35 protein-coding genes are annotated in these 22,869 nt (G+C 45.0%); 29 read left to right on the forward strand and 6 right to left on the reverse strand.

The window, feature by feature from the left end; translation table 11 throughout:
• Positions 1-75: 75 nt before the first annotated feature.
• Positions 76-1,545 carry an aminotransferase class III-fold pyridoxal phosphate-dependent enzyme gene (locus tag NKU06_RS06175; protein WP_254729486.1) on the reverse strand — a complete coding sequence of 490 codons (1,470 nt, stop codon included), beginning with the start codon at positions 1,543-1,545 and terminating at the stop codon, positions 76-78.
• Positions 1,546-1,869: 324 nt separating this feature from the next.
• Here NKU06_RS06175 and NKU06_RS06180 point away from each other — a divergent pair, with 324 nt between their 5' ends.
• Positions 1,870-2,460, forward strand: a complete 591-nt coding sequence (locus tag NKU06_RS06180; protein ID WP_253223004.1) for a hypothetical protein — start codon at positions 1,870-1,872, stop codon at positions 2,458-2,460.
• Positions 2,461-2,691: 231 nt separating this feature from the next.
• Here the strand turns inward: NKU06_RS06180 and NKU06_RS06185 are convergent, their stop codons facing one another.
• From NKU06_RS06185 to gatC, 5 genes are all read right to left on the reverse strand, one after another.
• Positions 2,692-3,420, reverse strand: a complete 729-nt coding sequence (locus NKU06_RS06185; RefSeq protein WP_254729488.1) for a hypothetical protein — start codon at positions 3,418-3,420, stop codon at positions 2,692-2,694.
• A 72-nt stretch (positions 3,421-3,492) separates the two neighbouring features.
• Positions 3,493-4,962, reverse strand: a complete 1,470-nt coding sequence (gene gatB / locus NKU06_RS06190; protein ID WP_254729490.1) for an Asp-tRNA(Asn)/Glu-tRNA(Gln) amidotransferase subunit GatB — start codon at positions 4,960-4,962, stop codon at positions 3,493-3,495.
• A gap of 13 nt (positions 4,963-4,975) precedes the next feature.
• Positions 4,976-5,485 (reverse strand): GNAT family N-acetyltransferase, encoded by a 510-nt coding sequence (locus NKU06_RS06195; RefSeq protein ID WP_254729492.1) that lies wholly within the window; start codon positions 5,483-5,485, stop codon positions 4,976-4,978.
• 62 nt (positions 5,486-5,547) lie between these two features.
• Complete coding sequence (gatA, locus tag NKU06_RS06200) at positions 5,548-7,026, reverse strand: Asp-tRNA(Asn)/Glu-tRNA(Gln) amidotransferase subunit GatA (protein ID WP_254729494.1); 1,479 nt, start codon at positions 7,024-7,026, stop codon at positions 5,548-5,550.
• Positions 7,027-7,074: 48 nt separating this feature from the next.
• Positions 7,075-7,365, reverse strand: coding sequence for an Asp-tRNA(Asn)/Glu-tRNA(Gln) amidotransferase subunit GatC (gene gatC, locus NKU06_RS06205; protein ID WP_078254917.1), 291 nt, complete (start codon positions 7,363-7,365; stop codon positions 7,075-7,077).
• A gap of 172 nt (positions 7,366-7,537) precedes the next feature.
• On the opposite strand from gatC, the gene NKU06_RS06210 reads away from it, so the two are divergent.
• The 28 genes from NKU06_RS06210 to rpsD all read left to right on the forward strand — a co-directional run bounded on the left by NKU06_RS06210 (position 7,538) and on the right by rpsD (position 22,847).
• A complete protein-coding gene (locus NKU06_RS06210) occupies positions 7,538-8,158 on the forward strand; it encodes a nucleoside triphosphate pyrophosphatase (protein ID WP_254729496.1) in 621 nt (206 codons plus the stop codon).
• A gap of 194 nt (positions 8,159-8,352) precedes the next feature.
• Positions 8,353-9,969, forward strand: coding sequence for an Rne/Rng family ribonuclease (locus NKU06_RS06215; RefSeq protein ID WP_254729498.1), 1,617 nt, complete (start codon positions 8,353-8,355; stop codon positions 9,967-9,969).
• A gap of 554 nt (positions 9,970-10,523) precedes the next feature.
• Positions 10,524-10,835, forward strand: a complete 312-nt coding sequence (gene rpsJ / locus NKU06_RS06220; RefSeq protein WP_003656991.1) for a 30S ribosomal protein S10 — start codon at positions 10,524-10,526, stop codon at positions 10,833-10,835.
• Positions 10,836-10,887: 52 nt separating this feature from the next.
• The gene (gene rplC, locus NKU06_RS06225; protein WP_078254914.1) at positions 10,888-11,526 is read left to right on the forward strand and encodes a 50S ribosomal protein L3; all 639 of its coding nucleotides are present in this window, start codon (positions 10,888-10,890) and stop codon (positions 11,524-11,526) included.
• An 11-nt stretch (positions 11,527-11,537) separates the two neighbouring features.
• On the forward strand, positions 11,538-12,140 hold the full coding sequence (gene rplD, locus NKU06_RS06230; RefSeq protein ID WP_103034399.1) for a 50S ribosomal protein L4: 603 nt from the start codon (positions 11,538-11,540) through the stop codon (positions 12,138-12,140).
• Positions 12,137-12,466, forward strand: coding sequence for a 50S ribosomal protein L23 (gene rplW, locus NKU06_RS06235; protein ID WP_078254912.1), 330 nt, complete (start codon positions 12,137-12,139; stop codon positions 12,464-12,466). The genes rplD and rplW overlap by 4 nt, the downstream gene beginning before the upstream one ends.
• A gap of 11 nt (positions 12,467-12,477) precedes the next feature.
• Positions 12,478-13,305, forward strand: a complete 828-nt coding sequence (gene rplB / locus NKU06_RS06240; RefSeq protein ID WP_078254911.1) for a 50S ribosomal protein L2 — start codon at positions 12,478-12,480, stop codon at positions 13,303-13,305.
• Between the two features lie 12 nt (positions 13,306-13,317).
• Positions 13,318-13,593 carry a 30S ribosomal protein S19 gene (gene rpsS, locus NKU06_RS06245; RefSeq protein ID WP_036364316.1) on the forward strand — a complete coding sequence of 92 codons (276 nt, stop codon included), beginning with the start codon at positions 13,318-13,320 and terminating at the stop codon, positions 13,591-13,593.
• Between the two features lie 9 nt (positions 13,594-13,602).
• On the forward strand, positions 13,603-13,932 hold the full coding sequence (gene rplV / locus NKU06_RS06250; protein WP_078254909.1) for a 50S ribosomal protein L22: 330 nt from the start codon (positions 13,603-13,605) through the stop codon (positions 13,930-13,932).
• A gap of 2 nt (positions 13,933-13,934) precedes the next feature.
• Entirely contained in the window at positions 13,935-14,657 is a 723-nt protein-coding gene (gene rpsC, locus NKU06_RS06255; RefSeq protein ID WP_254729500.1) for a 30S ribosomal protein S3, read from the forward strand.
• Positions 14,658-14,660: 3 nt separating this feature from the next.
• Positions 14,661-15,074: a 50S ribosomal protein L16 gene (rplP, locus tag NKU06_RS06260; RefSeq protein WP_064603324.1), complete on the forward strand. Its 414-nt coding sequence runs from the start codon at positions 14,661-14,663 to the stop codon at positions 15,072-15,074.
• A complete protein-coding gene (gene rpmC / locus NKU06_RS06265; RefSeq protein ID WP_078254907.1) occupies positions 15,074-15,271 on the forward strand; it encodes a 50S ribosomal protein L29 in 198 nt (65 codons plus the stop codon). Before rplP ends, rpmC begins: the two co-directional genes overlap by 1 nt.
• Entirely contained in the window at positions 15,268-15,537 is a 270-nt protein-coding gene (rpsQ, locus tag NKU06_RS06270) for a 30S ribosomal protein S17 (RefSeq protein ID WP_253223015.1), read from the forward strand. The genes rpmC and rpsQ overlap by 4 nt, the downstream gene beginning before the upstream one ends.
• Before the next feature lie 112 nt (positions 15,538-15,649).
• A complete protein-coding gene (rplN, locus tag NKU06_RS06275) occupies positions 15,650-16,018 on the forward strand; it encodes a 50S ribosomal protein L14 (protein ID WP_078254905.1) in 369 nt (122 codons plus the stop codon).
• Between the two features lie 18 nt (positions 16,019-16,036).
• On the forward strand, positions 16,037-16,354 hold the full coding sequence (gene rplX / locus NKU06_RS06280; protein ID WP_253223016.1) for a 50S ribosomal protein L24: 318 nt from the start codon (positions 16,037-16,039) through the stop codon (positions 16,352-16,354).
• A 20-nt stretch (positions 16,355-16,374) separates the two neighbouring features.
• Positions 16,375-16,911 carry a 50S ribosomal protein L5 gene (rplE, locus tag NKU06_RS06285; protein WP_253223017.1) on the forward strand — a complete coding sequence of 179 codons (537 nt, stop codon included), beginning with the start codon at positions 16,375-16,377 and terminating at the stop codon, positions 16,909-16,911.
• 11 nt (positions 16,912-16,922) lie between these two features.
• On the forward strand, positions 16,923-17,228 hold the full coding sequence (rpsN, locus tag NKU06_RS06290; RefSeq protein ID WP_253223018.1) for a 30S ribosomal protein S14: 306 nt from the start codon (positions 16,923-16,925) through the stop codon (positions 17,226-17,228).
• Positions 17,229-17,242: 14 nt separating this feature from the next.
• Positions 17,243-17,641 (forward strand): 30S ribosomal protein S8, encoded by a 399-nt coding sequence (gene rpsH, locus NKU06_RS06295; RefSeq protein ID WP_253223019.1) that lies wholly within the window; start codon positions 17,243-17,245, stop codon positions 17,639-17,641.
• Between the two features lie 152 nt (positions 17,642-17,793).
• Entirely contained in the window at positions 17,794-18,327 is a 534-nt protein-coding gene (rplF, locus tag NKU06_RS06300; protein ID WP_253223020.1) for a 50S ribosomal protein L6, read from the forward strand.
• An 11-nt stretch (positions 18,328-18,338) separates the two neighbouring features.
• Positions 18,339-18,689 carry a 50S ribosomal protein L18 gene (gene rplR / locus NKU06_RS06305; RefSeq protein ID WP_253223021.1) on the forward strand — a complete coding sequence of 117 codons (351 nt, stop codon included), beginning with the start codon at positions 18,339-18,341 and terminating at the stop codon, positions 18,687-18,689.
• A 2-nt stretch (positions 18,690-18,691) separates the two neighbouring features.
• Positions 18,692-19,189 carry a 30S ribosomal protein S5 gene (gene rpsE, locus NKU06_RS06310; protein ID WP_254729502.1) on the forward strand — a complete coding sequence of 166 codons (498 nt, stop codon included), beginning with the start codon at positions 18,692-18,694 and terminating at the stop codon, positions 19,187-19,189.
• Between the two features lie 16 nt (positions 19,190-19,205).
• Positions 19,206-19,385, forward strand: a complete 180-nt coding sequence (gene rpmD / locus NKU06_RS06315; protein ID WP_253223023.1) for a 50S ribosomal protein L30 — start codon at positions 19,206-19,208, stop codon at positions 19,383-19,385.
• Entirely contained in the window at positions 19,385-19,825 is a 441-nt protein-coding gene (gene rplO, locus NKU06_RS06320) for a 50S ribosomal protein L15 (RefSeq protein ID WP_254769541.1), read from the forward strand. Before rpmD ends, rplO begins: the two co-directional genes overlap by 1 nt.
• A gap of 3 nt (positions 19,826-19,828) precedes the next feature.
• The gene (secY, locus tag NKU06_RS06325; RefSeq protein WP_253223024.1) at positions 19,829-21,154 is read left to right on the forward strand and encodes a preprotein translocase subunit SecY; all 1,326 of its coding nucleotides are present in this window, start codon (positions 19,829-19,831) and stop codon (positions 21,152-21,154) included.
• A 23-nt stretch (positions 21,155-21,177) separates the two neighbouring features.
• Positions 21,178-21,294, forward strand: coding sequence for a 50S ribosomal protein L36 (rpmJ, locus tag NKU06_RS06330; protein WP_049236838.1), 117 nt, complete (start codon positions 21,178-21,180; stop codon positions 21,292-21,294).
• 129 nt (positions 21,295-21,423) lie between these two features.
• Positions 21,424-21,780, forward strand: a complete 357-nt coding sequence (gene rpsM, locus NKU06_RS06335; protein WP_078254895.1) for a 30S ribosomal protein S13 — start codon at positions 21,424-21,426, stop codon at positions 21,778-21,780.
• 20 nt (positions 21,781-21,800) lie between these two features.
• Positions 21,801-22,193, forward strand: coding sequence for a 30S ribosomal protein S11 (rpsK, locus tag NKU06_RS06340; RefSeq protein ID WP_036364258.1), 393 nt, complete (start codon positions 21,801-21,803; stop codon positions 22,191-22,193).
• A 12-nt stretch (positions 22,194-22,205) separates the two neighbouring features.
• Positions 22,206-22,847: a 30S ribosomal protein S4 gene (gene rpsD, locus NKU06_RS06345; RefSeq protein ID WP_078254894.1), complete on the forward strand. Its 642-nt coding sequence runs from the start codon at positions 22,206-22,208 to the stop codon at positions 22,845-22,847.
• Positions 22,848-22,869: the final 22 nt, after the last annotated feature.

The following is a 22,869-nucleotide window of genomic DNA, read 5'->3' on the forward strand; positions in this document are numbered from 1 at the left end:
CATAAAACAAGTCCTGCTAAGTCCAAGTGGGGTTTAGCAGGGCTTGGATTGATGAATGATTATTGTGCCAATGACTTAAGCCATCGCAACCAAGGCTTGCTCAAGCTTATCAATCACCAAATCCAGTTCAGCATCACGGATACCAAACTGTGGCGTGAATCGCAGGGCATTTTGACCACCATGAATAACACCAATGCCGTGCAAGCGTAGCCACTCTTCGACACTGCCTGTGCCATAGGCTTTGTAGCGTGGATTTAGCTCACAGCTGAACAGCAGCCCTGTGCCTTGGACATTGGTGATGGCATCGCCAAGCTTGGCTTGTAGAGCGGTAAGCTTAGTAATCGCTTGTTTGCCTTGATGGACGATATTGGCGCGCACATCATCTGTCATACCAGCCAGCACCGCACAGGCGACATCCAGTGCTCGTGGATTGGTGGTCATGGTGTTGCCGTACAGTCCACGCTGATATTCACCGCTGGCATAGTCGGTCATGGCTAGGATGGATAAGGGGAATTGCCCTGCATTGATGGCCTTTGAATAGGTCTCAAAATCAGGTGGTTCAATGCCCTCAAACTCAGGCGAATCCACAATCGACAGATAGCCTGTGGTACGCAGACCTGCTTGGATTGAGTCGATGAGTAGCAGACTACCATGCTCACGGGTCAAGGCTCGTGCAGCATCATAAAATGCTCGTGGCACACTACGCCCTGGGTTGCCTTCGCCCATCACAGGCTCCATCAGCATCGCTTCGATGAACCAGCCGTTGGCATCAGCATCGGCAAAGACCGCCTTGAGTGCATCGATGTCATATGGTGCGACGGTGATGACGCTGTCTTCATCTTTGTAGCTGGCCAGATATTTGTCATAGCTACTACGGCTTGAATTTGAGTACAGAGCAGGGCGGTCGGTGCGTCCGTGAAATGAGCCTTTGATGGTCAGACGCTTGATGACTTTACCGGCATGGCGGGCCCCTGCGTCGGTTTGGCGTTTGGCATGAGCATCGATGATGCGTGTAGCAAGTCCGACCGCTTCTGAGCCTGAGTTTAGGCACATAAAGCCAGTATAAGGACAGCCGTTTTGGGTTTGTCCGATTTCCTGTTTGAGTGCTTGAATGAGCTGATATTGGGCGAGATTTGGCGTCATGATATTGGCGGTGACTTGTGGTTTTGCCATCGCATCGATGACGGCATCAGGCGTATGCCCAAAACCAAGCATCCCATAGCCGCCGGTATCATACAGCACCGCACCTTTGAGCGTGACAATCCACGAGCCACGAGCAGATAGGGCAACATAAGGATTGACAGCATCATTGGCGTAAAAATTGACAAAGCCGTCTTGGATGGCAGCAATCTGTGCTTGCTCATCCAGTGCCAATAGCTCGGGATGTTGGGCTTTGATGTCTTGATAGCGGGCCAGTGCATCCGTGATGGCTTGGGTGAGTTCGGGTGTAAAGCCTGCAAATCGCTCAATGCTTGCATCGTCTAGTCCTGTGCAGAGCATACCCCCATGCGAACGCAACACGGCTAAATCATGTAATACTGACATAATCTCCACTCCTTGGCTGTCTAGGTTATCTATTAAAATTTTTGGAATTTATCTCCAAACTTTTTGTCAGTGTATCATGAAATATAACCAAAGACAGCTTTTGGGGCGGAAAATTTGTTATACTGTAATGCCAAAAAGTTGTGGGCGGTTGGTAGCTGTGCCTAAGTTTTAACCAGTCTAGCAACACAACCACCCATTTTTTTGATTAAAATTGCCATCGTTTTATATGCGCTATATAATAAAAAACATCAAAAGACGGATGATGGGCGTGCATTGACTTATTTTGGTTAAAAGAGTTTGACCAAAATTCACAAGGAGTAAGTTATGTATTTTAAGAAAATGATGTTAGTATCTTTTTTTGCTTTGTTATCTTGCAATATTAGCCATGCACAAAATCAAGATTGGGATGAGTCACTAATCGAAGTATATGTCACAGAGTTTGATATCAGTCGTGAAGAAGCGACTAGAAGACTAGATTTAATCAGTCATAGCCAGCCCATTATTGATGAGATGCAGGCGAAATTTGGCGATGATATTGTATCCATTTATTTTGATAACAACGGCGAGTTTCGGTTGGTGGTGAGAACCACTGTGCAGGGTGCGGATTTAACAGAGCTTAGAGATCTGCAAGGCACTCAAAATAAGCTACCTGTGGCAATCTTAAAAAATAATTCCAATAATGCTCAAGCCATTGCCAATATTATCGCAAATAACAGTGTGGCACTTGCTAAGCGTATAGATGGGTTTGCCATGATGGGTTATGATCCTATTAAGGATAGAATAATCATCAGTATTTATGAACCAGATGTCGATCGACAGAATATGCTCAAGAACGATCAGTCGATTAAGAAGATATCAGGAATTGAGACAGAAATAGAATTTCTTATAGAACCGTTAAAGAAATTTTGCCCATAAGCCAAACCAAATATGGTAGATTTGTATTTTTATATAAATAAAAAGCAATAAGTCCCAAACACACAGTATTTGGGGCTTAGTTGATTAACCAACCATTTTGTCAGTGTGTCATGAAATATAACCAAAGACAGCTTTTGGGGTGGAAAATTTGTTATGCTGTAATGCCAAAAAGTTGTGGGCGGTTGATAATTATTCTAAGGTCGGTGGTAAAGCGTTTATTGCATAACAATGCTAATCAATTTTCTTAATCCATTGATATTTTGGTTCAATCGGATAAATATCGTATTCAGCATTCAAAAATTTCTCTACAAAAGATTTGTCCCCACCAATAAATGTATAGGGTATATCGTGATTAGTTGCGATAACCCATGTTTCACTCTTGTCAAACAGCATGCTTGGCTGTGTGAATATTTTTGAATACTGTTGCACTTCTTGATGTGTTAATATCTCGCCTTTAAATAATAGCTCGGATATTTTATGAAAATCATATTCCGAATAACTGATAATTTTCAAAATTTCATAATAATAGTAAATATCATTATTAACCAATTTTTTTAGAGTATTGATAATAAAGTTATATTGCACATCAGAACATTCGCCATTTGAAAGATAGAGTGCATTACAATTATTTTGAAATAATTTGTCTTCCAAATGATATAAATCAGTCAAACTATCTAGATTTATATCATCATTTGCCAATATGCCAAATGCTTTGAATATTGACTTTCTGTTATTGGTTTTTGGTTCTATGTATTGCTCATTTTGATAATAGCCAATTGGATGTAAAATAATTGCATAACTTTCAAAATGATGTTGAATGGTGTGGGCAAGTGATAAATAAAAATCGTCAAATAATGGGAAATTGTTTGGCAATTCTGGATAAATTTGATGCTTTGAAAAGTCAAATGATAAAAATTGTGGCAATTTATCATCGGATTGACAAAATTTTTGATTTGACATACTAATCCTTAAACTCAACCTAATAAAAGCCCCAAACACACAGCATTTGGGGCTTGGTTGATTAACCGTTAATTAACCAATCAGCTTTTTCATCAGTTCATTGACTTGGGCTGGGTTTGCCTTGCCACGAGAGGCTTTCATTACTTGACCGACCAAGCCGTTAAAGGCTTTTTCTTTACCGCCTTTATATTCATCCACCATCGCTTGATTATTTGCCAAGACTTCTTTGATGATGGCTTCGATGGCGCCGGTGTCGGTTTCTTGTTTGAGTCCGTGCTCCGCGATGATGTCATCGGCTGATTTGTCAGATTCCCACAGATAGCCGAACACTTCTTTGGCGATTTTGCCACTGATGGTGTTATCGGTGATGCGAGCAATCATCCCTGCCAGACGCTCGGCACTGATTGGGGATTGATTGATTGTCAGCTCATTTTTATTGAGTGCGCCTGACAGCTCGCCCATCACCCAGTTGGCGGCGATTTTGGCGTGCTGATTGCCGGTGATGGCAATGACTTCCAAGAAATAATCGGACAATTCACGGCTGCCGTTTAACACATTGGCATCATAGGTAGATAGTCCAAATTCATTCACAAATCGCTCTTTACGCACGCTTGGCAGCTCTGGCATATCGGCTTTGACTTTTGCCAAAGTCTCATCACTAATCACCACAGGCAATAGGTCAGGGCAAGGGAAATAGCGATAGTCATTGGCTTCTTCTTTGGTACGCATCGCACGGGTTTCGTCACGCTCAGGGTCATACAGGCGAGTGGCTTGCACGACTTTTCCGCCGTCTTCGATGACATCGATTTGGCGTTCGATTTCTGATTTGATGGCACGCTCGATGAAGCGGAATGAGTTTAGGTTTTTAAGCTCACAGCGTGTACCAAATGGCGTATTTGGCTTGTGTACTGAGATGTTGATGTCAGCACGGAACGAGCCTTCTGCCATAATCGCATCACTGATGCCTAGCCAAGTGACCAATTCATGAATGGTCTTGACATAGGCGACCGCCTCGCCAACCGAACGCATATCAGGCTCAGAGACGATCTCGATGAGCGGCGTACCTGCACGGTTCAAATCCACGCCTGTCATGGCGGGCACAGCGTCATGCACCGATTTGCCCGCATCTTCTTCTAGGTGGGCACGGGTGATGCCGATGCGTTTGGTGTATTCGTCTTTTTGTCCTGCATTGACTAGGATATCAATATAGCCTTTGCCGACGATGGGATTTGCCATTTGGGTGGTTTGGTAGCCTTTTGGCAAATCAGGATAAAAATAGTTTTTGCGGTCAAAGGTATTGTACATACCCAGTTCAGCATTGACGCCTAAGCCAAATTTGAGCGCACGCTCAATCACGCCTTCGTTCAGCACAGGCAAAGCACCTGGAAAGCCTAGATCAACGATGGTGGCTTGGGTGTTTGGCTCTGCACCAAAAGCGGTCGGCGCATTTGAGAAAATTTTACTTTCGGTGTTTAATTGGCAGTGAATTTCAATGCCGATGACGACTTCATAGCCGTCGATAAGTGGAGCTTGATTGGTCATAGTGGTTCTCTTTTCAATTGGTGTCTGATGAATTTTTGGTTCTCGCCATCATATACAAATCGCACAGCTTGCCATCACGATAGGCGTAGTTACGCAGCGTGCCTTCGTTGATAAAGCCAAATTTTTCATACAAAGCAATCGCAGGCGTGTTATCGGTATAAACTTGTAATTCCAGTCGGGATAAGTCAAGCCAATTATCCGCCAAATCAACGATGGTCTGCATCAGCATCGTGCCGATGCCTTGTCCGTGACTGTCTGCACTGACGGCGATGACGATGGAGCCTGCATGACGGCGACGCACGGCGGTCTCGATGGTCAAGGCGACATTACCCACGATGCGATATTCGTCATCATTATCAAGCAGTGCTACGAATGAATGCACATGGCTTGGGATGGCAGATAGCCGTTTCTCCCAACTGTGTAAGGACTGACTAGGCAAAGCAAGCGTCTGACGATAGACTTCAGGCTGTCTGTATAAGTCATATAGCCCTTGATGGTCGTAGGGTTCGGTTGGTCGAACCACGATGTTTGTGCTTATCGCTTTCTTGCCCATATCCTTATCCTTGTGGTTGCTCGTATCGATGATTAGCCAATCGTTGGCACAGCCTTGTGATAATCAGTCACTTGCTGATAAGCATCAGTTGTGGTCAAAAGCTTGCCTTCTTGCCAATGATTACCAATCAGCTGTAAGCCCACTGGCAAGCCTTGTTTATCAAAGCCAATCGGATGGCTGATGGCAGGTAGGCCAGCTAGGTTGACACCGATGGTATAGACATCACCCATGTAGATTTCAGATGGGGTTAGGCTGGCACCGATTTGATAGGCGGTGGTTGGCGCTGTTGGCGTTGCGATGACATCACAGTTTGCAAAGGCTTTGGCAAAATCTTCGGCAATCAGACGGCGTACTTTTTGAGCTTTGACATAATACGCATCAAAATAACCTGCCGATAGGGCATAAGTCCCCATGATGATACGGCGTTGTACTTCAGCGCCAAAGCCTTCGGAGCGAGAGCGGGTGTATAGGTCTTGTAGGTCTTTTGGATTGTCGCAGCGATAACCAAAACGCACGCCATCAAAGCGAGACAGGTTTGAGCTGGCTTCGGCAGGGGCAAGTAGATAATAAGTGGCCAGCGTAATCTCAGGACTAGTCAAGTGGATATCGACCAGTGTCGCGCCTAGGGCTTCGTATTGGGCTAGGGCAGCTTTGACGGTGCTTGAGACTTCATCGTTAAGACCTGCACCGAAGTATTCGGTTGGCACACCGATTTTTAGACCTGCCAATGGCTTATCGGCAGTGCGTGATGCGTGGATTTCTGCGACCCAATCAGGGACATCTTTGGCGATGCTGGTTGAGTCTTTGGCATCATAGCCTGACATGGCTTGGAGTAAATAGGCGCAGTCTAGGGCAGATTTGCCAAATGAACCTGCTTGATCAAAGCTTGATGCATAAGCGATCATGCCATAGCGTGAGACACGGCCATAGGTTGGCTTGATGCCTGTGATACCACAGAAGCTGGCCGGCTGACGGATTGAGCCACCGGTATCCGAGCCTGTCGCCACAGGCACTAGGCTAGCTGCCACAGCTGCGGCTGAGCCACCAGATGAGCCACCTGGCACACGGCTAAGATCCCAAGGATTATGCACAGCACCATAATAAGATTTTTCGTTATCCGAACCCATGGCGAACTCATCCATGTTCAGCTTACCTAGGCTAATAAAGCCTGCATTGGCGACATTTTCTACCAGTGTAGCGTTATAAGGCGAGACAAAGTTATACAGCATCTTTGAGCCACAGGTGGTCAAGACGCCTTGGGTGCATAGATTGTCCTTGTGTGCCATCGGTACGCCAAGTAGCGCACGAGTATCGCCACCTGCACGCAGGGTATCGGCGGCTTTGGCGTTTTCTAGGGCTTGTTCGGCGGTGACGGTGATGAAGCTGTTTAGATCTTTATTTAAAGTATCAATACGACCCAGTAAATGCGTGGTCATCTCAAGACTGCTAAAGTCTTTGTTGGCAAGACCTGATGCGATTTCGGCAACAGATAAGGTGTGTAGATTTGACATGGAGTGTCCTAAGTGTTAATTATCACGAATTTTAATCAAACTATTCAATTATTCAATCACTTGTGGTACAAGGTACAAGCCATCTGCCGTGCTTGGTGCAACGGATTGATTGGCGGTGCGGTCAATGTCGGTGGTCGGCACATCAGCACGCAGGGTTTGGCTAGATTCGTGAATATTGGCAAGTGGGGCGACGCCGTCGGTATTGACCGAGCTTAAGATATCCATCATCGCTAGGATTTTGCTGATGTCTTTGGCGTAGTCAGCTGCTAGGTTGTCATCCACTTTTAGGCGTGCCAAATTGGCAACCGATAGGATGTCGTCCGAAGTAAGTTGGCTCATGGTTTTTCCTTGAGATAAAAATAAGAAAAAAATCAGCACCATTGTACCATAGCTTGCCATGAGTACAAAGCGATGGATAGAAATCTGTGCCGATGAGATTTGATTTGACCCATGCCATGAAAAGGTGGATAATTGCCACAATTTTATTGGTCATCTATTGGACGCATCCACCATGAACACAGCCGCACGCCCAGTCATTATCCTAGCATCGACATCACCACGCCGTAGAGAGCTATTGAGCCAAGCAGGAATTGAGTTTATGACGGTGGGCGTAGAGGTTGATGAGTCGTGGCTGGCAGGCGAGTCGGCAGATGCCTATATTCGCCGTATGGTGATGACCAAAGCCGATGCGGTGATGGCGGATGCGACTTTGCCAACTGAGTGCATTGTCATCACAGCCGATACCATTGGCGTGCTTGATGATGGCGAAGTCTTGACCAAGCCTGTTGATCAGGCGGATGCTTATCGGATGTGGGATAAGCTATCGGATACGACGCATGAGATTTGGACGGCTGTTTGTTTGACTCATCTTTCACAAGGTGCGTGCATTGATCGGCGTTATCTGTGCGAGCGGACACAGGTTGAGTTTGTCCGCCTAAGTGATGCTCAAAAGACAAGCTACTGGCAGTCAGGCGAGCCACAGGATAAGGCAGGGGCGTATGCCATCCAAGGCGGTGCAGCAGCATGGGTGCGAGCGATTCACGGTAGCTATACCAATGTGGTCGGCTTGCCATTATCACAAGTGGTGCAGGCGCTGGATGATATGCTTGACCGCCCAAAAGCAGATCAATAAAGTAAAACACCACAAGCATCAATTACAAGTACTGATAGTGGCTTAAAGTGGCTTAAGCCATACACTTGAGCGCCAATCAAGCACCATGCACGCTGTACGCAAGCCGTATCGCTTTACCTTGCATAAATCGGCAATATCGCTTACTATAATCGATAGCGATAAAGAATTTGAAAATTATAAAAATTGAGTAAAAAATGTCAGAAGAGTTATTGATTAATTATACGCCGATGGAATCTCGGGTGGCGGTCTTGACCGATGGTGTGACGAGCGAAATACTGATCGAACGCCACCAAAAATTGGGCTTAGTGGGTAATATTTATCTAGGCACGGTGGTGCGAGTGCTACCAGGGATGCAGGCGGCGTTTGTGGATATTGGCCAGTCACGGACGGCATTTTTGCACGCCAATGATATGCAAAAACCTAAACGCATGAATGACAGCCCTGATGAGATTATCCAAACACCCATCACACGCCTAGCTATTGCACACAGTCCAGCACAAAGCAGTGAGCTTGAGCAAGGACATAGTGCTGTCACTGATGTCAAGTCACTGACCGTCACCAAAAAACCCACACCAAGCACAGATTTGATCCAATATCGTCTCAGAGAAGGTGACCGCATTTTGGTACAAGTCATCAAAGATGAGCTTGGCACCAAAGGTGCGCGTTTGACCACCAATATCTCATTACCATCTCGCTATCTTGTGTATTTACCGACCAGTGATGAATATGTCGGTGTGTCAATCCGCATCGAAGAAAGTGACGAACGCACCCGCCTAAAGAACGAATTGACCAAGTTATTACAATCGGCAAATCTCAAAGGCGGACTGATTGCTCGCACTGCCGCCGAAAAGGTGAGTGAGATTAAGCTTGAAGAAGATATCTATTATTTGGTGCAGCTATGGCGGACGATTTTGACACGACAAGCTGCTGCCAAGCTGCACTCAAACAAGAAATCTGAGCTGATCTATCAAGAGTTGTCCTTGCCACTTCGCTGTATCCGTGATTTGGTCAACGAAAAAACCACCAAAGTGCTGATCGACCACGAAGCAGTCTATCATGAAGTGGCGCATTTTGCCCGTGAATTTGTCCCATCGATTGCACCGATGGTCGCCCATTATGCAGGCGAAGTACCATTATTTGACTTATATCGTGTCGAAGAAGATGTCCAAAATGCCCTAAAACGCCGTGTTGATCTCAAATCTGGTGGCTATCTGATTATCGATCAAACCGAAGCGATGACCACCATCGATGTCAATACAGGCTCGTATGTCGGCGCGCGTTCACTCGAAGATACAGTCTATAAGACTAATCTAGAAGCCACACAAGTCATCGCAAGGCAGATTCGCCTAAGAAACTTGGGCGGGATTATTATTCTAGACTTCATTGATATGCTCGAAGAAGCACACCGAGCGGATGTATTGGCAAGCTTGCAAGAACAGCTGTCGTATGACTATGCCAAAACCAATATCACGCAGGTCAGTGAGCTTGGATTGGTTGAGATGACACGCAAGCGTACCCGAGAGTCGCTACCACAACAGCTGTGCGAGCCTTGCCCAGTCTGTGAAGGCAAGGGCTATATCAAGACCGCAGAGACTGTCTGCTTTGAGATATTTCGTGAGATCATGCGATATGCACGCACCTTTAATGCCCCACGCCAGTTTACCGTCATCGCCCACGGTGCAGTGATTGAACTGATGCTATCAAGCGAAGCCAACACCGTCGCTGATTTGGAGTATTTGATTGGTAAACCCATCCGTTTTGAGATAGAACCATTATATCAACAAGAGCAATATAATATCGCATTAGATTGATTTTATTTATCAAAAAATAATTTTTTATAAATAATTTTAATGTAAAAATGCCATTTTTACCCAATATTTATCAAAAATTAACATAGTAAAAATTAATAAAATGCATATTAATGTCAAAAATAATGATTAAAAATTGTACAATAGACACGCTTTGTTAGTCTTTTGTAAAATCATTCAAAAACTTGGCAAAAAACACACAAAAAGCCAATAAATACCTTGCATTGTGCCAATTTTCGTGTATAATACACGCCATCATTGTATTGCGTTGCGCTTTTGATGGCAGAATTTGCCGAATGAATCAAAAGTTTACTTCATGAATGAACCAATGTTCAAAAGTTGAGGAAGTACCAAGTCAACGCCACAGCCAAAGCATCGATTTTGGCACTATTGAACAAAACACCCCTGCTACCAGCATTCTTATGCAAGGTTGGCAGGGATAGGATTATTTTGTTTTCAGCTTTTCGAGAACAAATTTTAACGGTTTAACTGAAGTCTAAAACGCAATAAACGCATAGATGGAAGTTTATAAAGCACTTAATTAGGAGCTTGTTGGCATGGCTAACCAGAGAATCCGTATCCGACTAAAATCGTTCGACCATCGTCTGATTGACCAGTCGGCACAAGAGATTGTCGATACTGCAAAGCGTACAGGTGCACAAGTTTGCGGTCCTGTACCGTTGCCGACTCGTATTGAGCGGTTCAACGTATTGACATCACCACACGTCAACAAAGACGCTCGTGACCAGTACGAAATTCGCACCCATAAGCGTATGATCGACATCGTGCAACCAACTGACAAAACTGTTGATGCACTGATGAAGCTAGATCTAGCTGCTGGTGTTGATGTTCAGATCGCTTTGGGCTAATGAACATAAGTCTGGTTTGAACTATTAACTTTTAATATAAATGAGGTCTAAAATGGCGATTGGTTTAGTCGGTAAAAAATGCGGCATGACCCGAGTCTTCACTGAAGCAGGCGTATCTATCCCTGTAACAGTGGTTGAGGTTGATGCCAACCGCATCTCGCAAATCAAAACAGTAGACACCGATGGCTATAACGCGATTCAGATCACCACTGGTGAGCGTCGTGACAGCCGCGTAACTGCTGCTCAAAAAGGACACTTCGCAAAAGCTGGCGTAGCCGCTGGTCGTGGTGTTTGGGAATTCCGCGCAGAAGAAGCTGACCTAGAAGGTCGCGAAGTTGGCGGCAATATCCTAGCTGATATCTTTGAAGTTGGTCAGTTGGTTGATGTGACTGGTCAAAGCAAGGGTAAAGGTTTCCAAGGTGGTGTGAAGCGTCACAACTTCCGCACTCAAGACGCAACTCACGGTAACTCTGTTTCTCACCGTGTATTGGGTTCTACAGGTCAAAACCAAACCCCAGGTCGCGTTTTCAAAGGCAAAAAAATGCCAGGTCAAATGGGTAACAAGCGTGTTACTGTTCAAGGCTTGGAAATTGTTTCAGTTGACGCCGAAAAAGGTGTACTAGTCATCAAGGGTGCTGTTCCAGGTGCCAACGGTGGCGATGTTATCGTACGTCCGTCAGTTAAAGCCTAAGGGGATTAAACGTGAATTTAAAAACTGTTACAGGTGCAGCGGTTGAGCTTTCAGAGGTCGCATTTGGCCGTGAGTTCAATGAAGCCTTGGTACATCAAGTAGTTACCGCTTATTTGGCTGGTGCTCGTCAAGGTACTCGTGCACAAAAAACTCGTGGCGAAGTTTCTGGCGGTGGCAAGAAGCCATGGCGTCAAAAAGGTACTGGCCGTGCGCGTGCCGGTTCTATCCGTAGCCCAATCTGGGTTGGCGGTGGTCGTGCATTCGCTGCTAAGCCACAAGACTGGTCACAAAAAGTGAACCGTAAAATGTACCGTGGTGCAATGCAATGCATCCTAGCTGAGCTAGTGCGTCAAGAGCGTTTGGTATTGGTTGATGACATCACTGTTTCTTCACCAAAAACCAAAGAATTGGTTGCTAAATTGGCTGACCTAAACGCACCGCGTGCATTGATCGTAACTCACGAAGTTGACGAAAACTTGTACCTAGCTGCACGCAACATCCCATATGTGAATGTATTGGGTACTCGTGAAGTTGATCCAGTAAGCTTGGTTTCTTTTGACAAAGTAATTATGACTGTTGAAGCAGCCAAACAATTTGAGGAGACACTTGCATGAGCAACGCAAGACTATATCAGGTACTAAAAGCACCTGTATTTTCAGAAAAATCTCAACGCCTAGGTGATACCCTTGGTGTGCAGGTTTTCAAAGTTGATGGCAAAGCTACCAAAAAAGAAATCAAACAAGCTGTTGAGCTAATGTTTGAAGGTGTTGAAGTTGTTAAAGTAAACACGCTAAACATCAAAGGCAAAACTAAGCGTTTTGGCCGTGTTGTTGGTAAGCGTAACGACATCAAAAAAGCGTATGTGACCCTAAAAGCTGGTTCAGACGTACAAATCGGTGCTGGTGAAGAAATCACTAGTGAAACAGCGACTAACGAATAAGGATTAACAAAATGCCTATCGTAAAAGCAAAACCTACATCACCAGGTCGCCGCTTTGTTGAGAAAGTAGTGCATCCACACCTTTACAAAGGTCGTCCATATGCACCGCTTGTTGAATCAAAAGCTAAAACTGGTGGTCGTAACAACAACGGTCGTATTACTACTCGCCACATCGGTGGTGGTCATAAGCAACACTATCGTCTAGTTGACTTCAAACGCAACAAAGATGGTATCCCAGCTGTTGTTGAGCGTATTGAATACGATCCAAACCGTACCGCACACATTGCACTACTTAAGTATGCTGACGGTGAGCGTCGCTACATCATCGCGCCAAAGAAATTGAGCGTAGGTGATCAAGTAGTATCAGGTGAAGCAGCACCAATCCGTCCAGGTAACTGCTTGCCACTTAAAAATATTCCTGTTGGTACCGTGATCCACAACATCGAACTAAAAATCGGCAAAGGCGCGCAAATCGCTCGTTCAGCTGGTGCAGCAGTTCAGTTGCTAGGTCGTGATGGTGCTTATGTGATCGTTCGTTTGCGTTCAGGTGAAACTCGCCGTATCCACGCTAACTGCCGTGCGGTTATCGGTGAAGTATCAAACACTGAAAACAACCTAAAATCACTAGGTAAAGCAGGTGCAGCGCGCTGGCGTGGTGTTCGTCCTACCGTTCGTGGTACTGCGATGAACCCGATTGACCACCCACACGGTGGTGGTGAAGGCCGTAACTTCGGTAAGCACCCAACCAGCCCATGGGGTCAGAAAGCTAAGGGTCTTAAGACTCGTTCTAACAAGCGTACTGACAGTATGATCATCCGTCGCCGTCGTGCCAAGAAATAAAGGAAAAGTTTCATGCCTCGTTCATTGAAAAAAGGTCCATTTATCGATGCGCATTTGTTTGCCAAGGTTGAAGACGCTCTAGAAAGCAACAACCGCAAACCGATCAAAACTTGGTCACGTCGCTCGATGATTCTACCACAAATGGTAGGTCTAACCATCTCAGTTCACAACGGCCGCACTCATGTGCCAGTTATCGTGAACGAACAAATGGTTGGTCACAAACTAGGTGAATTCGCTCCGACCCGTTCATATCGCGGTCATGGCGTTGATAAGAAATCTAAGAGATAAGGTGCTACCATGGAAGTAACTGCAAAATTACGTGGTGCCGCCATTTCGGCACAAAAAGTAAGATTGGTTGCGGACGAAGTTCGTGGTAAATCAATCGAGCGTGCTTTAGACATTCTTACCTTCAGCAACAAAAAAGGTGCTAAATTGGTTAAGAAATGCCTAGATTCAGCGATTGCTAACGCTGAGCACAACAATGGTCTTGACATCGACAAGCTTCGTGTTACTACCATCTATGTTGATGAAGGCATCACTTTGAAGCGTATTATGCCCCGTGGCAAGGGTCATGCTCATCGCATCAGCAAACGCACTTGCCATATCACTGTTAAAGTAGGGGAATAATCATGGGTCAAAAAGTACATCCAATTGGTATCCGTCTAGGCGTTATCAAAAAGCACAATGCAAACTGGTATGCAAGCCCAAAGCAATACTCTGAGTATCTGCTAAACGACTTCCAAGTTCGTGCTTTCCTACGCAAAAAACTAGAAGGTGCAATGGTTAGCAACATCAGCATCGAGCGTCCTACTGGTGCAGCAAAAATCACCATTCACAGTGCTCGTCCTGGTGTCATCATTGGTAAAAAAGGCGAAGACATTGAAAGCCTACAAAAAGAATTGACCAAGTTGATGGGCGTACCTGCACAGGTTAACATCCAAGAGATCACTTCTCCAGACCTAGACGCTCGTCTAGTCGCAGAAGGTATCTCAAGCCAGCTTGAGCGTCGTGTGATGTTCCGTCGTGCGATGAAGCGTGCTGTTCAAAACAGTATGCGTGCTGGTGCACAAGGTATCAAAGTTGAACTATCAGGTCGTCTAGGTGGTGCTGAAATCGCTCGTACTGAGTGGTATCGTGAAGGTCGTGTGCCACTACACACACTTCGTGCTGATATCGACTATGCAACAGTTCGTGCAGAAACCACTTACGGTACTATCGGTGTTAAAGTTTGGATTTTCCGTGGTGAAATCCTAGATGGCATGAACAGTGCTTACAACCCAGTTGTTGAAGACAAAGCTCGTGCACCAAAACGCCGTGGCCGTACTAACCGCCGCAACACAGACAGAGGTTAAGATATGTTACAACCAAAACGTACCAAGTTTCGCAAAATGCACAAAGGTCGTAACACTGGCCTAGCCCAGCGTGGTAACACAGTTGCTTTTGGTGAAATTGGTCTAAAATCTATCGGTCGTGGTCGTATGACTGCTCGTCAAATCGAAGCTGCTCGTCGTACTATCACTCGTCGCATTAAGCGTGGTGGTAAAATCTGGATCCGTGTATTCCCAGACAAACCAATTACCGAAAAACCATTAGAAGTTCGTATGGGTAAAGGTAAAGGTCCTGTTGAGTACTGGGTGGCAGAAATCAAGCCAGGCAAAATGCTTTATGAAATCCAAGGTGTTAGCGAAGAGCTAGCCCGTGAAGCGCTAACGCTAGCGGCTGCTAAGCTTCCATTCAAGACTACCATTGTTAAACGGACGATTATGTAATGAAAACCAACGAATTACGCGAAAAATCAGTAGAAGAGTTGGCTCAATTGCTTGACGAAAAGCAACTTGACGCATTTCGTCTGCGCATGGCAAAAGCAACGGGTCAGCTTGGCAACACTCACGAAATCAAAGCGAATCGTCGTACTATCGCTAAGATTTTGACTTTGATCAACGAAAAACAAAGAGGTGACGCATGAGCGAGAACACCACTCAAGAAGTTGGCGTTGTAACTGGTAAAGTAATCAGCAACAAGATGGACAAATCTATCGTGGTGTTGGTTGAGCGCCAAATCCGTCACCCAATGTATGGCAAGCAAGTTCGCCGTTCGACTAAGCTTAAAGCACATGACGAAACGAATACTTGCCAAGAAGGTGATATCGTACGCATCAAAGAAACCCGTCCTTTCTCAAAGACCAAAACTTGGGCTTTGGTGGAAGTGGTTGAGCGTGCAGTAAAAATTTGAGCTATTTGCAATTTAAGCCATTTGCTTGTATAATGTATGTCTTTTTAGATGTATATCTGCCAATTTCGGCAGCAAATGGCTTTTATTGCTTTATTAATATTGGAGTAATGCGATGATTCAGACTGAAACAATGCTGGAAGTTGCAGATAACAGTGGTGCAAAACGCGTTCAGTGCATTAAAGTACTGGGTGGTTCTCATCGTCGTTATGCATCTGTTGGCGACATCATCAAAGTAACAGTAAAAGACGCTATTCCGCGTGGCCGTGTTAAAAAAGGTGACGTGATGAATGCAGTTGTAGTACGCACCAAAAAAGGCGTTCGTCGCCCAGATGGTTCTGTACTTCGTTTTGACGACAATGCTGCGGTATTGTTGAACAACAACAAAGCACCAATTGCAACGCGTATTTTTGGACCTGTTACTCGTGAACTGCGTGGTGAACAATTCATGAAGATTGTTTCACTTGCGCCAGAAGTACTGTAATTGTATTAGAGGCTTATTATGGCAAAGTTACGTAAAGGCGACACCGTGGTTGTGATTGCTGGCAAAGACAAAGGCAAGCAAGGCACAATTTTGGCGGTGAAAGCAGACCGTGTAAAAGTTGAAGGCGTAAACATCGTCACCAAACACCAAAAACCTAACCAAATGCTAGGTAAAGAAGGTGGCATCGTTAAGCAAGAAGCTTTCCTACATATTTCAAATGTTGCGATTTATAACGCAAAAACCCAAAAAGCTGATCGTATTGCTTACCAAGTAAACGAAGAAGGCGTAAAACAACGCATCTATCGTTCTACTGGTGAAGTAGTGGCGACTGCATAAGAGACTAAGGGTATATAGTAATGGCAAGACTTAAATCTTTATACAATGACAAGCTAAAACAGCAAATCAAAGACGAGCTGGGCTTAGAAAATGTCATGCAAGTGCCAAAAATCACCAAAATCACACTAAACATGGGTGTTGGTGGTGCTGCACAAGATAAAAAACTACTAGAAGGTGCTTTGGCTGACATGACCGCAATCGCTGGTCAAAAACCTGTCGTAACCAAAGCTCGCAAATCAGTTGCAGGCTTTAAAATTCGTGAAGAATGGCCAATCGGTTGCAAAGTTACTTTGCGTGGCGATCAAATGTATGAATTCCTAGATCGTCTAATTGCCATTGCAATTCCTCGTATTCGTGACTTCCGTGGTTTTTCTGCTAAAGCATTTGATGGTCGTGGTAACTACTCACTAGGCATCAAAGAGCAGATCGTTTTCCCTGAAGTAGATTTTGATAAAATCGACCGTATCCGTGGTCTAGATGTTACCATCACTACCACCGCAGCGAACGATGATCAAGGTCGTGCATTGCTAAAAGCATTTGGCTTCCCATTCAGATAAGGTAAAACGTTATGGCTAAAAAGAGCATGATTAATCGCGAACTAAAACGCGAAAAAACTGTCGCTAAGTATGCCGAAAAGCGTGCTAAGCTAAAAGCTATCATTAGCGATATCAATGCTAGCGAAGAAGAGCGTCTAGATGCCATGTTGGCACTACAAGCATTGCCACGCAACGCATCTCCAGTGCGCCTGCGCAATCGTTGTGGTGTCACTGGCCGTCCACACGGTTATTTCCGTAAATTTGGTCTATCACGCAACATGTTGCGTCTATATGTAATGCAAGGCGATGTGCCTGGCGTTCGTAAAGCTAGCTGGTAATAAGGAGTTAAGCTATGAGTATGCAAGATCCAGTTGCTGACATGCTAACTCGCATTCGCAACGCACAATCACGAAACAAACCATCTGTACAAATGCCAGCTTCTAAGCTACGCAAATCAATCGCTGATTTGTTGGTTGCTGAAGGTTACCTAACTTCTGCTACTGTTAGCGAAGTTGAAAACGGCAAAAAAGTATTGACTATCGAATTGAAGTACTACCAAGGCAAAGGTGTTATCGAGCAATTGAAACGCTACAGCCGTCCTGGTCTTCGTCAATACCGTGGTAAAGATGAGCTACCAAGCGTCCAAAAAGGCCTAGGTGTTGCAATCATCTCTACCAGCAAGGGCATCATGAGCGATCGTGCTGCTCGTGCCGCAGGCATCGGTGGTGAGGTTATTGCACTGGTTGCATAATCTGTAAGCGACTTGCTTACAAAAAACTTACATTATTGATTTACTCTTTGATGTAAATGTGTTAAACTAACGGGCTTAAATGCCTGTTAGTTTTTTTGTGGCCATCCATAATTTTTATTGGATGGTGTAATTTTAAATTGAAGGAAATTCCTATGTCTCGTGTGGCTAAAGCCCCAGTAACGCTACCAGCTGGTACAAGCGTTACTTTGAACGATCGGCAGGTTGAAGTCAAAGGCAAGAATGGTACTCTGTCTTTGAGCCTGCATGAATTGGTCGAGCTAAAACAAGAAGAAGGCGTTGTTACGCTATCTCCAGTTGCTGACACCAAAGATGCGTGGATGCACACTGGTACTGTCCGTGCTCTATTGAACAACATGGTTAAAGGTGTAAGCGAAGGCTTTGAGCGTCGCCTACAACTGATCGGCGTTGGTTATCGTGCGCAAGTTGCAGGTAACAAAGTTAACCTAAGCCTTGGTTTCTCTCACCCAATCGAATATACACTTCCTGAAGGTGTTACTGCAGAAAGCCCAAGCCAAACTGAAATCGTTCTAAAATCAAGCGATAAGCAAAAACTTGGTCAAGCAGCAGCTAAGATTCGTAGCTTCCGTCCACCAGAGCCATATAAAGGTAAAGGTGTTCGTTATAGCGATGAAGTTGTTCTTCGTAAAGAAGCTAAGAAAAAATAAGGTGAGCCGAAATGTTCGATAAAAAAGCAGCTCGTCTTCGTCGAGCTAAAAAAACTCGTGCACACATCCGTCATTTGGGTGTTAATCGTTTGACTGTGACTCGCACTCCGCGTCACATCTATGCACAAATCATCTCGCCTACAGGCGGTGTTGTTGTTGCTCAAGCTTCTACTCTTGATGCAACGCTTCGTTCAGGTGCAACTGGTAATGTTGAAGCAGCAAAAGCTGTTGGTGCTTTGATTGCTGAGCGCGCAAAAGCAGCTGGCGTAACTAAAGTTGCATTTGACCGTAGTGGTTTTAAATATCATGGCCGCGTAAAAGCACTAGCTGACGCAGCTCGCGAGAACGGATTGGAGTTTTAATCATGGCAAAAGTAGAACAAACAGACGGTTTGGTTGAAAAATTGGTTGCCGTTGATCGCGTTACTAAAGTGGTCAAAGGTGGTCGTATCTTCTCTTTCACTGCACTAACTGTTGTTGGTGATGGTAATGGTCGTGTAGGTTTTGGTCGTGGTAAAGCACGCGAAGTACCTGCTGCGATCCAAAAAGCTCTTGAAGCTGCTAAGCGCAACATGATCACTGTTGAGCTTGCTGGTACTACCATCCAGCACCCAATCAATGCTCGTCACGGCGCATCTAAAGTATATATGCAACCAGCATCTGAAGGTACTGGTGTAATTGCTGGTGGTGCTATGCGTGCAGTACTTGAAGTTGCAGGCGTTCAAAACGTATTGGCTAAGTGCTACGGCTCTACCAATGCAGCTAATGTTGTTCGCGCAACTTTCAATGGTCTGCGTGACATGACTTCTCCAGAGCAAGTTGCTGCTAAGCGTGGCAAAACTGTTGAAGAAATTTTGGGCTAAGAGTAGGTGAGTTACGATGAAAAAAATGAAAGTTACTCAAATTAAGTCGAGTGCCCATCGTTTGGCAAGCCACAAAGCTTGTTTGAAAGGCTTGGGACTTCGTCGCATCGGTCATACTGTAGAAGTAGAAGATACTCCATCTACTCGCGGTATGGTAAATCGTGTGATCTACATGGTTAAAGTGGAGGAAGTGTAATGGGTCTTAAACTAAACGAACTGTCACCAGCAGTTGGTGCTAAGAAAAAAGCACTTCGCCGTGGTCGCGGTATCGGTTCTGGCATCGGTAAAACCGGTGGCCGCGGTATCAAAGGTCAAATTTCTCGTTCAGGTTCAAGCATTCCAGCGGGTTTTGAAGGCGGTCAAATGCCAATCTACCGCCGTCTGCCTAAGTTCGGTTTTACTTCAAAAATCGCTATGACGACTGCTGAAGTTCGCCTATCTGAACTGAATAAAATCGAAGGCGATGTAGTAAGCGTTGAGACTTTGAAAGCTGCTAACATCATCCGTGGCGATATGAAACGTGCTCGTATCATCCTATCAGGTGAAGTAACTCGCGCATTGACTTTCAAAGGCGTTAAAGTTACTAAAGGCGCAAAACAAGCAATCGAAGCTGCTGGTGGCAGCGTCGAGGAGTAATCTATGTCTAAGCAGTTGGCGTCACGCTCAAGACTACCACTCAATCCTTTTGCTTTCATTCGCAAATATGATGAACTGTGGAGTCGTTTGTTATTTTTGATTGGGGCGCTGATTGTTTATCGTCTGGGTTCGCACATTCCTGTACCGGGAATGGATCCAAATGGCTTGGCTCAATTTTTCCAAAGCAACCAAAATACTTTTTTGGGCATGGTGAATATGTTCTCAGGCGGTGCGCTTGAGCGTATGTCCATCATGGCTTTGGGTATCATGCCGTACATTTCTGCGTCGATTGTTGTGCAGATGATGTCCACGGTAGTACCGTCGCTTGAAGCGTTGAAAAAAGAAGGTGAGTCAGGTCGCCGCATTTTGAACAAATATACACGCCAAGGCACTTTGGCTTTAGCGTTTGTTCAGGCGGTAGGTATGTCCACAGGTTTGATCGCTGGCGGCTTGACCATCACGACAGGCTTGGGGTTCTATATTCCTGCGGTGACTTCATTGGTAGCAGGTTCGATGTTTTTGATGTGGCTGGGTGAGCAAATCACTGAGCGCGGTGTGGGTAATGGTATTTCGATGCTGATTTTTGCCAGCATCATTGCTTCAGCACCTACCATGATTTCTCAAGCATTGACACAAGATATGAACATGATTGTGATTTTGTTGTTCGCAATCTTGGGTCTTGCTGTGACGGCAGCGATTGTTTTTATTGAACGCGCACAACGCCGTGTCCCAGTCAATTACGCACAAAAACAGCAACAAGGTCGTAAAGTCTATGCGCAGCAGCAATCACATCTGCCCTTGAAATTAAACATGGCTGGTGTTATTCCTGCGATCTTTGCAAGTTCATTATTACTACTGCCAGCAAGTTTGGGTCAGTGGACAATGAATACGACCAATCCAACAACCACTCAAGAGGTTCTACAAACTATCTCACTGGTGTTGGCACCTGGTCAGCCTTTATACTTGCTGTTATTTGCGTTGATGATCATCTTTTTCTGTTATTTTTATACAGCTTTGATGTTCAATCCAACTGAAGTTGCTGAGAACCTAAAACGCAGTGGTGCGTACATTCCGGGTATTCGCCCAGGTTTACAAACCAGACGATATTTAGATTTTGTTTTGAACCGACTGACCTTTATCGGTGCGATGTATATGACCATCATCTGTTTGATGCCGATGATTGTTCAATACTCGTTTAATATTCCGATTCCATTGGGTGGTTCTTCTTTGTTGATTATGGTAGTTGTGTTGATGGACTTCATTGCACAGATCCAAGCGCACTTAATGTCGCATCAATACCATGATCAAGCATTAATCAAATCATCTTAACTGATGACTTTTAGGAGCATGACATGAAAGTTCAAGCATCTGTCAAAAAAATCTGTGGTAGCTGCAAAATTGTTCGTCGCAAGGGTAAAGTTCTTGTGATTTGCAGTGCAGAGCCACGCCACAAACAACGTCAAGGTTAATTTTACAAATTAATACTTGAAATTTGGTAGCGGATAATGTATTATCCGCTTCTTGCCATGCTATCATTTTTTGATGGCGGTTAAACACTTAGCAAATGCATTCGCATTTGTGCTAATGGAGAGAAATCAATGGCTCGTATTGCCGGTGTAAACATTCCGGACAACAAACACGCTGTGATTTCGCTAACTTACATTTTTGGTATTGGTCGTACTACTGCTAAGCAAATCCTTGCTAAAGTTGGTATCGCTGAAACTACCAAAATCGGTTCGTTAGATGATTCACAACTTGATGCTGTCCGTGCAGAAGTTGCAAACTACACAGTTGAAGGTGACCTTCGTCGTGAAGTTTCAATGAACATCAAGCGTTTGGTCGATCTAGGTTGCTACCGTGGTCTTCGCCACCGTCGTGGTCTGCCAGTTAATGGTCAACGCACAAAAACTAACGCGCGTACCCGTAAAGGTCCACGCAAAGCAATTAAAAAGTAACTAACTTAGGAAGCTAAAAGATGGCAAAAGACACTCGTAGCCGCAAAAAAGTGGCTCGTCGTTCGGTATCTGAAGGTATCGCCCACATTCATGCGTCTTTTAATAACACCATTGTAACGATTACTGATCGTCAAGGTAATGCATTGGCTTGGGCCACATCAGGTGGACAAGGCTTCCGCGGTTCACGCAAATCTACACCATTTGCTGCACAGGTAGCAGCTGAAGTTGCTGGTAAAGCAGCACAAGAAACTTATGGTGTTAAGAATGTTGATGTCTTGGTTAAAGGTCCAGGACCAGGTCGTGAGTCTGCGGTTCGTGCATTAGGTGCATTGGGTTATAAAATCAACAGCATCAGCGATGTCACCCCAATTCCACACAACGGCTGCCGCCCACCTAAGAAGCGCCGCGTTTAAGGAGATAGACTTATGGCCCGTTATATTGGTCCAAAACTAAAACTATCACGCCGTGAGGGCACTGATCTTCAATTGAAGTCAGGCGTTAAAGCTTACGATGTGAAGACTAAAAAAGCAGGTCGCGTACCTGGTCAGCATGGCAATAGCCAAAATAAAACTTCTGAATACGCATCACAGCTTCGTGAAAAGCAAAAAGTTAAACGTATGTATGGCGTACTAGAGCGTCAGTTCTCTAACTACTATAAAGAAGCTGCTCGCCAACGCGGTGCTACTGGTGAGAACTTGCTAGTAACTCTAGAGCGTCGTCTTGACAATGTTGTGTATCGTATGGGCTTTGGTGCAACTCGTGCAGAAGCGCGTCAGTTGGTTAGCCACCGTGCAATCCTACTTAAGAAAGCTGGTCGTGACGAATTTGTTCGTGTGAACATTCCATCAATCCAAGTTCAAGATGGTGATGTGATTGCTGTACACGAAAAATCAAAAGAGCAACTTCGTATCAAAAACGCAGTTGAGCTAGCGACACAACGCGGTATTCCTGCATGGTTGGAAGTTGATCACAGCAAACTACAAGGTACTTTCAAATCTGCGCCAGAGCGTAGCGAATTACCTGCTGAAATCAACGAACACTTGATTGTTGAGCTATATTCTAAATAATCCGAACTAATTCGAGGTGACA

Source organism: Moraxella sp. FZLJ2109 (assembly GCF_024296965.1).
In the GTDB taxonomy this organism is placed as follows: Bacteria; Pseudomonadota; Gammaproteobacteria; order Pseudomonadales; family Moraxellaceae; genus Moraxella.